Below are 12,365 nucleotides of genomic sequence, written 5' to 3'. Positions count from 1 at the left end.
ATACAAATTATGGGCTATGATAAAGGCATGCTGTAGGTCGGGTGTTAGCCCTTATATAGCATGCCGTTTTTATTTTACGATGTCTCTAGGCTAATCGAGACGGGGACGGGATTCATCACGCTATTTGCAGCCGGCGATCTCTTCTGGGCCAGGTCGATAAGTTCTTCCAGCTTCTCCCTCGGCGCATCCGATTTAACTTTGAATTTCACCCGGATTCGCTCATAGCCAACCTCTGTCCGACCAGGCAGCCCGAGCATTCCACGGAGGTCGAGGTCGCCTTCATAGGAGGATTCGATCTCGTCTATCTTAACACCATGAACCGCAGCGTAGTACACAAAAGTGGTGGTTATGCAGCCGGCCATAGCATGAAGTATAAACTCCACCGGGTTTGCTCCGTTATTCTCTCCCAGAAGGACGGGAGGCTCATCGTTGTCAAAAACGAATGGTTTCTCTCTTGAGGTATCCTCCTGGCCAGCGCCGTAAAAATCTTTAATGGTCGACCGGTTGTGTCCTCCGATTAGCCATTTATTGGAGGCGCGGAATTTAAACTTGGCCACCTCCGCATTCTCCTTGATTAGCTCTATGGTGTCTACGAGCTTACTGACGTTAACACCATTTAAAACAACTTCTTCCACCTTGCTTGCTGTTGCTTGTTCTGACATTTTACTTTACCTCCTTTTTTGAATTTTTTGTTGTCAAGAACTATTGATATATAAGTGCATGTTGCGTGCCATGTTTACCTTATTCATAAATATTTAATGATTGTAAATGATTACGTCAAATTTAGGGTGCAGGAAAGATTTGTGAGATTTCGCAATTTGCGAGATCTCGCAAATTAAATTATCGAGATTTCATAAATGGGGATAATAAGACACGCGAACAGTCTGAGATGTAATTGAATCCTTCACATGACTTTTTTCTGTTCACCAGTGAATATCTGCCACTGTCATTTGTCATTCTGAGCCGCCCTTCGGCTGGCTCAGGGTGTACTAAGCGGCGAAGAATCTAGATCCTTCACTGCCGCTCAGGATGACAGAAAAACGTGCATTGACTCTTCGCAGAGTCTATTTCTTCGCTCTATTCAGGACAAGCTCTGAATGTAATGAAAGGCTCAGGGTGAACGTTTTTTTATATTTTTTAGCGGTTTTATTATATCGGATGTGAATCCGCTCATTCCTTCGTTGTACTCAGGACAGGCTCTGAGCAGGGTCGAAGGATGAGATAGGTTGTCCTTCGACTGGGCATTTGGAAAAGTGAAATCGTCTTGTTAGAGGTGACCTGCTGATGCCGTGTCCGTTTTGATTAGATTAAACCCTTGCAATTTAAATTTTATATAAGAAACTCGACTGGTTCTTCTTAAATGAGGGAGGGCGAGCGCCTTTCTAATGTCCAGGGAAAAGCCCTGATATCCTTTCTCATAGCGGAGATACCAGAGTAAAATCAATACGCTCGATACGGTATAAAACCCGTGGAGAATCCAAATGGGCCCGAAAGGCATCGCTGATATATAAAGCCAATGTATCAGGTTGGCCAAGTTATTCATGATGATATATGTATAGCTGTAGGACCGCAGATTATGGGTCCTTGCTGCTTTAAGCAACATGGGGATGTTGCTTAAGGTAAAAACGGTCGTCGAGATTGTGCCTGCTATCATTCCCGGTTCCATTGCTCAATCCTGAAAGCCTTCCAACTCTCCTTACAAAACTTCAGTTAAATCGGTTCTCATCAGCTACAACAAGGTAATTGCAGAGATCATGCCAATTCCACCGAGACAGTTTATTTAACGAATATGATGAGTTACGGTACTTATGATAGCTGGATGCAAATTGCGAGATTTCGCAAATCATGGGATTTCGTGAGGGAATTTGCGGGATTTTACAACTCCGTTAGTAATAATAGAATGAGGGGTAAACAGAATGAGTGAAAAGGAAGATATCGGATTTTGAATTACACCCTTCGACGGGCTCAGGGTGATCGGTAATTGTGTGTACCTTGAGTAAACAGCCGTTCGTGCTGAGCCCTTCGATAGACTCAGGACAGGCCTCTCGAAGCACGAGATTTTATATAAGCGATTAAAAGCTTGTGACTATCTAGGCCGTTTTATTCCAAGAGCCTTCATGCGCGAGCTTAGGGTAGATGAATTCATGCCAAGCAATCTGGCTGCACCGTTCTCGCCGGAAACACGCCAATTGGTTGCCTCCAGAGCACGAATCAGGTTCTGCCTTTCCAGTTCTTCGATTTCATGAATAGTACGAATTCGTTCGGTTTGCTCTTCCGCTAGAGCGGTCGTTGTTGTTGAAATAACTTTATCTATTTCCGGCAGGGCACGGTCTAGATTTAGCCGACCGCCTTGGGAAGTTATTACTGCCCGCTCGACTACGTTTTGCAGCTCACGCACATTTCCGGGCCAATTATAGGATTTCAAGCGTTTGATGTCCCGGTCAGAAAGGGGTTCGATGGTGCGTCCCATTCTCCGTGCGAATCTTTGAGCAAAGGTGGAAGCAATCAAGACGATATCGTCTTCGCGCTCCCGAAGAGGAGGCACCTCGACAGGGAATACGTTCAGCCGATAATAAAGGTCCTTCCTAAAATCCCCGTTCTGCACCGCCTTATGTAAATCACGATTGGTTGCTGCTATTACTCTAACATCAACCTTTTTGGTGTGAGAGCTGCCCACCGGTTCGAATTCTCCCTCTTGCAAAACGCGTAGGAGCTTAACTTGGAGGTCAAGCGGAAGCTCACCGACCTCATCGAGGAATATTGTTCCCCCGTCTGCCAGTGAAAAACGTCCTTCTCTTTTCTTGGTGGCCCCGGTGAATGCACCCTGCTCGTGGCCGAAGAATTCACTCTCCATAAGCGTGGCCGGGATGGCGGCACAGTTCACCTTGATGAAGGGTTTATCGCGTCGTCTGCTTGCAAAATGAATTGCCCTAGCGATAAGCTCTTTCCCAGTGCCGGTTTCACCTAGAATTAGCACTGTGGAGCCTGTGTCCGCTACTTGCGCTACATCCTGTAATACTCGGAGCATCGGTTCGCTTTGACCGATAATCTCATCAAGGTTGAGAAGTGCCTTTAGTTCCTCTTTCAGGTATTCGGTTTCCACGGTCAGCGAGCGAATCTTCTCCTCGGCCTGGATACGTTCGTTGACGTTACGGAGTATTAGCGTGTAGTAAATTTTTTTCTGCATCTCAAATTGTGAGATCGTAGCCTCGGCTTGGAATTGTTCGCCCTCCGCACATATGACCTGAAGGCCGCCGGCAATCCACAGATAACGTCGGGCTTCGGGAAGGTCATTAAGTTCCTTGATGAGCTTATCCAGTTTTTCAACGTCTTTATCCCCGAGAAACCGTTTAAAAAACAGGCCAAGGATTTCGTCTTTTGGGCATTTGAATATCTTTTCTGCGGCCGGGTTCACCAGTGTTACTCTGAGGTCCTGGTCGAGTTGAATAATCGCATCCATGGCGCTGTTCACTAACTGTTTCAGTTCCTCTTCTCGCTTTCTTACCTCTGCTTCGGCACGAAGGCGTTGCAATTCCGCAGCGGCACGGGCGGCAAAGATGCGGAATAGGGCCAGGGCCTTTGGGTCCTCCGGCATGGGCTGTGTGTCGATGACCGCTAAATGTCCGAGGACGCGCTCGTCAATGTCCAAAAGCGGAAAACCCATGTAGCTGACCGCTCCGGCTTTGGGAAGGTCCGGGTCTTTGGGATAAAGCTCCACAACCTTCTCCGGTATATGGATTAAGCAGGTGTTTTCGACGACCGGCTCGCAAGGCGTTCCGGATATGTCGTATTCATAATCAGGTACAAATTGCCCATCGAGCCAGAAGGCCAGAGCACGTAATCGGCGAGATTCCTCTAAGTACTCTGTAACCCAGGCTCCGTGCACTCTTAATGCCTTGGCCAGGTTTTCCACTAGGGCGGAAAAAAAGCGTTCTCCTGTCTCGGTAGCCGTACCCTCTAAAATGGAACCAAGGGTCGCCGCATCCTGGTCAAATCCGCTTAGATTGATTTTTTTGCCCCTGACCATACTCTTGAGATAGAACCAAAGAGGATCAAGCGTGGAACGAGGTTTCTTTTATACCCGTCATCACACGCACGTCTTATTCTCGGTTTTTGAGGGAATATAATAAAGTTAATATTTGTATATTACAACGAAGATAATTGAGATATCCGATAGGTTATTATCGGAATCAAGATTGATTACATCGGGTCAGGTTATATTTCCTGGAGTATTTTCAATACCTTCGTTCTAGAATCAGGAAGGAGCGAAGGATCTAGAAATAAATAAGGGCTCGTGGGTTTGCTCCATAAGTATTTTTGCTATTTTATCAGGCGATAAAACCGGAAAAAGAAGTTTTCGATCGGCAAAATCTCCACACCTTTAAACCCGGCCTCTTCCGCATAACGCTTTAAGATGCCCGGCCGCATAACAGCGCCTGTTCCTGCGGAGGGTTGCTCAGCCATTCCAACCGGAAGACAATGAAGGACACTAAAGCCGTAGAAGAACCATTCTACGTCATTGCCTTCGGGCGTGAAGCGTTCCTCGACCCGTTCATCCATGACCAGTACTACACCTTTCTCATTGGTGAGATTTCTCATTCCCCGCAAAGCAGTGACCGGATTGGACATATCGTGAACACACTCAAAAGCAGTAACCAGGTCATAGTTTCCGGCAACCGTCGGGTCTCCAGCGTCGCGTATCTGGAATTTCACGCGGTCCGAAACACCCGCTTCTTCGGCGTTTTTGCGTGCAAGGAGTACCGAGGGCTCGTCGAGGTCGAATCCGTCTACGAGTACTTTGGGATAAGTCTTAGCAATACCTATGCTCGACCAACCGGCGCCGCATCCGATATCTGCGATACGTGCGGGTGGGTCTGACTCCAAACGGGTTTTGAGCCCGGGAATAGCCGGGAGCCACTCCGTTCCCAATTGCTGTAAGAACATGGCCCGGTTCATACCGGCTTGTCCCTCGTAGAGGTTTGCTCCATATTCATTGTAGGGAACGCCACCGCCAGTGCGGTATGCATTCAATAAAGATTCAAGCGGTTTCACCGCTCCTATGGTAATTTGAGCGAGAGGGGCGAGATAGTTGAGGCTGTCCCGCTCGACCAACACCTCTGCATGCCCCGGGTGAATTTTGAATTTGCGATGCTCGGCGTCTGCTTCCGGGTTCTGGACCTGAAGGATTCCTGCCACCGTTTGTTGCTCGAGCCATTCACGTACGTAGCGTTCGTGGGTGTCAGTCTTGGAAGCGAGTTCACTAGATGTCAAGGGGCCATGTTTTGCAAGGGCTTTATAAAAACCCAGCATATCCCCGATGTAAATGGTAAAGATATCAAATACACCCGAGGCTGATTTTAGTAACCTCTCCACAAAGGCGTCTCGTACCTGATTTATTACTTCGGTCGAAGTTTGTTTCTTCTGGTGCATAATTACCTCCTTTGCTAATTGTTTCTATTAGCGAGCCACTAATTAAATTATGATAGAATTAATCCATAAAGTGCGCCCTTCAACACACTCTGGGCGAACGCCTTTTAATTAAGCCGTTCGTTCTGAGTAAGTCGAACCATGAACGGCTTGGTTGGTTAATTATTGCCTATTCGGCATCTATGATCTTGCTTCAAACACTAGATTAAAAGGGGTAGCCGTAGCGCGGCGGAATCTACTGAAGCCTCCTTTCATTACTACTTCGCGTATTCTGGCCTCTCCAGCTTGAGCGCCTAGTGCAAGACCCACGTCCTGGTCCAGTGAGCAAGGGGTACATACAAGTGTAGATGCGGAATAATAGGCCCGTCCGACCGGGTTCAGGTTGTCTTCTACCCGGTCCCCGGCATAGGGCTCCACAATCATCCAGGTACCGTTTTTCTTCAGTGTCTTGAGCACGTACGCCGCAGTGCCTACAGGGTCGCCGAGGTCGTGAAGGCAGTCGAAGAAGGTTACTAAATCGTAATTTCTCCCTAAGTAGGATTTGGATGAAGCTACCTCAAAATTGACTCGGTCTGACACCCCAGCCTCTTCGGCTCGTTTCCGGGCCGCCTTGATCGACTCATCATGAAAGTCAAAGCCAATAAAGGTAGAGTTTGGGTAGGCCTGAGCCATGAGTACAGTGGAAGCACCGTGGCCACAGCCGACATCGGCTACGCGAGCGCCTTCTTTTAGCTTAGCTTCGACTCCGTCCAGTGCCGGGATCCAGGAACTGACCAGATTGGCGGCATACCCGGTCCTGAAAAAACGCTCCGTACCAACAAAGAGCCCCTCGTCGTGCTCATCCCAGCCGATACCCTCTCCGGTGCGAAAAGCCTTGGCTAGCTTGGGCTCGATCCTGGTTCCGGCCAATGCGGACTGAAATGCCCCAATTATAAATGCGGGGCTGTTCTCGTCGGCAAACATTAAGGCTTGTTCTTCCGATAGGCTATAGCGGTCGGTCTCCGGGTGGTAAGTTACATATCCTCCGGCGGCTTGTGCCCGGAGCCACTCGCGTACATAGCGCTCGGAGGTGCCGGTGTGCTCAGCAAGCTCTCCAGAAGTGAGCGGCCCGAAGTTGGCCAGCGCCTTATACAATCCGAGCTTGTCACCGATTACCACCAAAGGAGCATTCCAGGTTGCCCCGAAGTCAACAATAGCCTTACCTAAAAGTTGATGAAGAGTTTCTTCATTGATAGCCATTTTATCAGTTCCTCCTTTAGAATTTTTTTTACTGGAATTACGCTATCGTTTAATCTTTGTCATTTTTTACATAGTTTTTGCTTTTGATCTCTATCGCTACATCGGAAAGACTTTGCAATAAGACGATTCCTTTTTTAGTGATAACAAATTCCTCCCCCGACTTTAGAATGTGGTCATTTGCATCACCCTCTTGTGTAACCCATATAGTTCCGGTCACACGCGAGATCCTTATTTCTTTTCCGTCTACGTCTATTTTAAAAAGTGAATTCGCTTTGAGCTGAATTTCGGTTGTTTCCTCTGCGATTTATTCTCGGTTGAGCGAAAGGAAATAACGTTTGAATCCCTTCGGTAAGCGTTTATTTGTGTCGACCTTCCCACAAAGAACTCAGCCGAGTTTGGCAGGACCAGTAGGTTATTCAAATATTCCGTGTATTTCTTGAAGCTTAAAAGTGCCATTTTGTTTCCCCTTCATGGTTTGAATTTCTTCTTCTTTTTATCTTTTAAACGAATGCAAAGGGTATGCCAAAACGAGAAAACCTGTTTTAACTCTTTCTAACTGATTTTAATCACTCTATTTTTGGCTTATTTCTCTTTTTATTTGTTCGTTATTCTTTCGTGTATAGTCGAGAAATATCACGGCCGTGGTGAAATATCTCGGTTTGGAATGATCGAACCGGGATTGAGAGTTTCCCTGCCCTTAAAATGCTGAAGCGACAAACTGGGTTATACCCGGTAAGCGTGAGGCTGAATCGCTTCAAAAGGTGCTTCGCAAGGTGGAGCAGGTAGCTCCTACCGATGCTACAGTTTTAATAGAAGGGGAGTCCGGCACCGGAAAAGAACTGATTGCGCATGCGATTCATTCTTTGAGCCAGCGTAAGGATCGCCCGCTGGTCAAAATTAACTGTGGGGCAATCTCGGCAGGGCTGGTAGAGAGTGAGTTATTCGGTCATGAGAAGGGGGCGTTTACCGGGGCGGTGCAGCGAAGAGTGGGACGATTCGAGTTGGCCGACGGCGGGACTATCTTTTTAGACGAAGTTGGTGAGCTTCCACTAGAGACTCAGGTCAAGCTTCTGCGAGTGCTTCAGCAGGGAGAATTTGAGCGGGTTGGTTCTTCTCAAACCTTAAAAGCGGATGTGAGGGTTATTGCCGCCACTAATCGGGATATGAAGAAAGCCGTTCAAGAGGGCGGCTTCAGACAAGACCTTTATTACCGGCTCAACGTCTTTCCGATCTTTATACCTCCGCTCAGGGAAAGGGTTGAGGATATTGAGCATTTGGTAAGGTATTTCACGGACAAGTACTCCAAGAAGCTGGGAAGGAGAATAGAAGCAATACCTCAAAAGACAATGGACGTACTTACTTCTTATCATTGGCCCGGGAACATCAGGGAGCTTGAGAACGTAATCGAACGGGCTGTTATTCTCACTCATGGAACAGCACTTAAGATTGACGACAGTCTAGACTTGATGCCTGATGTGAATATGGGTAATTCCAATAGCAAGAAGCTTGAGGATATAGAACGTTTTCATATATTAAAAACACTCGAGGAAACCAAATGGGTAATAGACGGTAAACGCGGGGCGGCATCCATACTGGGGATGAATTCCGGCACCCTGAGGTCCAGGATGAAGAAGCTGGGTATTAAAAGACCACAGCATGATATTTGACTTGTGTCAGGCAATGGCGGAGCGACGGGTTGTTTCCCCGGCAACTTCTTGGCTGACTACCACTCGGTTGCGGCCCTCGTGTTTGGCCCGGTAGAGAGCTAAGTCGGCTGCCCTTAGGACAGTTTCCATTGTTGAGCCGTTTAACGGAAAGACCGCCACCCCTAAAGACAAGGTCACACCGTTCAGGGTTTGGTTGTTATCCTGCACTTTAAGGTACCTTACTCGTTCTCGCAGTTGCTCAGCTCGCTGCCGGGCGTCTTCCACCGAGACGTCCGGAAGAATGAGCGTGAATTCTTCACCGCCATAGCGGCAGGCTATATCTGCTCCGCGTATATGTGCTTTAAGGAACTTTCCTAATTCATGAAGAAGGGCGTCACCCGCGGCATGACCATGGGTATCGTTAAACTTCTTAAAGTGGTCTATATCCAGCATTATTATTCCGAGTGAAGTCCCCTTGCGTTCGGCACGGTATATCTCGCGTTTCAGGGATTCTTCCAGGTAACGCCGATTGAAGAGACCGGTGAGCGGGTCCCGGATGGCCTGGTTATGCAGGGTCTCCCGCAGTTTTAAATTGGCTAGGGCCAGCTCGACTTGTCTGGCGAAAGCTATGGCCAATTGCTGCATAATGGGTTCCTTGGATAGTTGCAATATTTCCTTTGACTGGTGGACGTTGTCAGGGCTTTTCAACAGACACAATGTCCCCAGGGCCTTGCCCTGCGACATCATGGGCACACATAGGTAACCATCGGAAGGAGGATGAGTAATATGCCTGCAGACGGGCTCGGAGCCGGAGTTCCCCACTGCATGTGCTTTCCCACGCCTTAGTGCCCAACAATCCTCTGGTGCGAAGATGGATTCAGTAGGTGAAGATTCACCCCATGCGGCAACGGTTTCTACATTATTTTGCGAGTCATCGAGTATACACAGGGCGCCGGATTCTCCTGGGAATAGCTGTTGGGCAAACTTGGCGATAATATCGTAAGCCTCTTCGACATTAAGGCAGGTTTGGAGCAGGTCCCCCATCTCATTAAGCAGGGTTCTGTTGTGGCTTCGGTGTTCAAGCTCTTTGACCGAAGCCATGAGTTTTTCGTTAGACTGCTGTATTGCTTGCTCCGCCCGTTTACGCTCGGTTATGTCTTCAATCATGGCCAGGTAATAGAGAGGGTTTCCATCACTGTCAAGTATGATAGAGGCGGTCAGAGTAACCCAAATAACCTCTTTGTTTTTCTTGATGTAACGTTTATCCATTTTGTAGCGGGTTATCTCCTTTCGCGCCAACTGCTCGGCGTATCGTATATCTGTATCGATATCCTCTGGGTAGGTAATGTCCGGGAACGTGAGTGCGGTAAGTTCTTCTTCCGTGTATCCGACCATCTGGCAGAGCGTATGGTTAACCCTGGAGAACCGATAATCCAAACCGACAATGGCCATGCCCAAGGGGCCATCTTCAAAGATCTTACGCAGTCTTTCTTCTCTTTCTCTTAACTCCTCTTCTCGTTTTTTCATTTCCTCAAACATCCTGGCCTTGGCTATGGCTGTTCCAATCTGAGTCCCCAGGGCTATGAGGAAATCAAACTCTTGTTTGGTGAAGGAGGTCTTCTCTGAACTGGAAAAATGTATTACTCCTATTACCTCATTGTGTTCTGATTTTATAGGGATGGATAGGAGCGCACGTTGTCCCAAGGCCTTACCAGCGGGCCCGACCGGACTCGATGGGTCTGAGGCATCTTCCAAGTAACTTAACTCTCCGCTTTCAATTACCCTCCAGGTATTACCCTTTGGGTATGCTATTCTTCTAGCCCTTTTTAGGTAATCCTCGGGATAGCCATGATGGAATTGTAATACTGCCTCCCTTCGATCCCCTTCTCCCTCCACCAAATATAAGGCCATTAGGTTGAAGAGTTTCAAATTTTTGGTTGAATCTGTTAAGATTCTGTAGGCATTATTTAGCTCGATGGACTTATGTATTTCCTGGGAAATCTTGCTCAAGATGGATAAATCTCTATTTCTTTCTTCTAGGGTTTGTTGATACTCTCTAAGCTCCCGGGTGGTAGCTTCGAGCTCCTCTTCTCTTTTTTTCATCTCCTTTAACATCTTGGCCTTTACTATGGCCGTCCCAATTTGATTGCCCAGGGATGAAAGGAAATCAAATTCATACTGGGCAAAAGAGGTACTCTCGGAGCTGGAAAAGTGTATTACCCCTACAACCTCGTTCTGTTCTGATTTTATAGGGATGGATAAGAGCGCACGTTGTCCCAAAGCCTTACCAGCGGGCCCGACCGGACTCGATGGGTCTGAGGCGTCTTCGTGGAAAACCAGTTCGCCACCCTCCATCACCTTCCAGGTGTAGCCGGTTGGGTATGGGATTCTACCAACCTTCTTTACGTAGTCCTCGGGATATCCTCTTTGGATCTGTAGCACCGCTTCCCTTTTGTCTCCCTCTCCCTCCACCAGATAAAGGGACATAAGGTCAATAAATCTCAGGTCTGCGGTTCTCTCTAGTACAGTTCGGTAAGTTGTATCTAAATCAACAGACTGCTGTACATCCTGTGAGATCTTGCTTAGGATAGATAAATGTATATTTTTTGCTTCCAGGTTTTTCTGATGTTCTTCTAGCACCCGAGTAGCTGTTTCTAGTATCTCTTCCGACTTCTTGCGCTCGGTCAGGTCAACCATTATTCCGATGAGTTCTCTGGGTTCATCGTTCTCCACCAGGACCCGTATTATGTCTCTCAGCCAGACCACCCGGCCGTCGGCGGCGATCATCCTGTACTCAAAAGCATGGGGTTTCTTCTCTCTCGTGGCCTCTTTGCAGAAGGATAAGGCCCATTCCCGGTCCTCCGGATGTATGTGATCTTGCCAGAAGTGTGGTTCGCTAAGCCACCTCTCGGTGGGATATCCCAAGAGCGCTTCCGCTTCTTTGCTGACGAACGTGAATTGGAACGTTTGTGCGTCCGCCCGCCAGACGATAGCTTGGACGGTTTCAACCAGTTCGCGGTATCGAAGTTCAGCCTTGCTGAGCGCCTCTTCCGTATGCCTGCGTTCGCTGATTTCTTTTATGAGTTCGTCTCTTTGCTCAAAAAATCTGTTTATTAATTGTGCTAACTGGCCGAATTCCGTTCTGTCCTTTTGCAGGTCCTTTATGATTGAGGAGTCTTCCTGGTCTAAACTCCTGAATATAGATTTTAGAGGGATGCTTACCCAGCGCATTATGAAAATAAAGAGAAGGACGAAAAGGACAAACGAAAAGAGGGTGTATAGAAGGGAGTAGCGATCCGATGCACGGTTTAGCTCCTTAATGAACGGATACTCAGTCCTGACATTAATCTGCGCCACTGGTTTGCCATCCCAGCCGGTCAATACTCTTGAAAATGAGATTACACCTTCGGTTCGGCTCCCCCCGGATGTTTTCGTTTCTTCAAAGGGTGTTATGATTATAGTGCTCTCGGTTAATCCGGCGAGCTCATTCATGTAGCCCTCGTTCCATAAACGTCCAACGAATAGATAGCCTTGGGGTGGAGTCTTTCTATCAACGTCGTTAGATGGGTGAATCGTAGCCCCCCGTACTTCCATGAGACCTTCCGGGGTATTCAGAAAGAAATGATTGAAACGCCTTTGCTCAAACACCTTGCCAAGCGATTCATCTGGCAATGGTATCTTCTCACCTTTTATCTGTTGGTCTTTCCATTTGGTGACGGAATAGACAAGCGTGCCGTCAGTCCTGTAAACCCACATTGCATCTACCTTATAACTGGTTAGACTAGTATCCAGTATATCGGCCGCCCAGGTTTTGTCCCGAGTTTTCAGAAAATCAACCATTTCATCCCAGTAAGTGTAATCAAAAGCTAGCGTTTCCAGGGATTCCCCTTTGAGCTCCAGGAATTTATCAAAGGATTCTTTTCTTTCTTGTTTTTCTACCGAGTATAGAGATTCAATCCCTTTTACTTCCCAAAGCCTCAGGAAACTGAGTCCGGCCACAAAAGCGCCTATGACTAGGAATAGTAAGAGTAAGATTTTTGTCTGAATTTTCAT

7 protein-coding genes are annotated in these 12,365 nt (G+C 47.6%); 1 reads left to right on the top strand and 6 read right to left on the bottom strand.

All coding sequences use genetic code 11. The features are described from left to right. Positions 1-74: 74 nt before the first annotated feature. The 5 genes from VNN20_13375 to VNN20_13355 form a co-directional block, all read right to left on the bottom strand. The gene (locus VNN20_13375; protein ID HWP93178.1) at positions 75-662 is read right to left on the bottom strand and encodes an OsmC family protein; all 588 of its coding nucleotides are present in this window, start codon (positions 660-662) and stop codon (positions 75-77) included. Positions 663-1,267: 605 nt separating this feature from the next. After that, a complete protein-coding gene (locus VNN20_13370) occupies positions 1,268-1,654 on the bottom strand; it encodes a hypothetical protein (protein HWP93177.1) in 387 nt (128 codons plus the stop codon). Between the two features lie 432 nt (positions 1,655-2,086). Beyond that, the gene (locus VNN20_13365; GenBank protein HWP93176.1) at positions 2,087-4,027 is read right to left on the bottom strand and encodes a sigma 54-interacting transcriptional regulator; all 1,941 of its coding nucleotides are present in this window, start codon (positions 4,025-4,027) and stop codon (positions 2,087-2,089) included. Positions 4,028-4,320: 293 nt separating this feature from the next. After that, on the bottom strand, positions 4,321-5,430 hold the full coding sequence (locus VNN20_13360; GenBank protein HWP93175.1) for a class I SAM-dependent methyltransferase: 1,110 nt from the start codon (positions 5,428-5,430) through the stop codon (positions 4,321-4,323). A gap of 177 nt (positions 5,431-5,607) precedes the next feature. Further along, positions 5,608-6,666, bottom strand: a complete 1,059-nt coding sequence (locus tag VNN20_13355) for a class I SAM-dependent methyltransferase (GenBank protein ID HWP93174.1) — start codon at positions 6,664-6,666, stop codon at positions 5,608-5,610. A 725-nt stretch (positions 6,667-7,391) separates the two neighbouring features. On the opposite strand from VNN20_13355, the gene VNN20_13350 reads away from it, so the two are divergent. After that, on the top strand, positions 7,392-8,333 hold the full coding sequence (locus VNN20_13350; GenBank protein HWP93173.1) for a sigma 54-interacting transcriptional regulator: 942 nt from the start codon (positions 7,392-7,394) through the stop codon (positions 8,331-8,333). 6 nt (positions 8,334-8,339) lie between these two features. Here the strand turns inward: VNN20_13350 and VNN20_13345 are convergent, their stop codons facing one another. Next, a complete protein-coding gene (locus VNN20_13345; GenBank protein ID HWP93172.1) occupies positions 8,340-12,365 on the bottom strand; it encodes a diguanylate cyclase in 4,026 nt (1,341 codons plus the stop codon).

Source organism: Thermodesulfobacteriota bacterium, assembly GCA_035559815.1.
GTDB lineage: Bacteria > Desulfobacterota_D > UBA1144 > Nemesobacterales > CSP1-2 > DATMAT01.
Note: the sequence above shows the minus strand (reverse complement) of the source record. Positions and strands in the feature narration are given on the sequence as shown.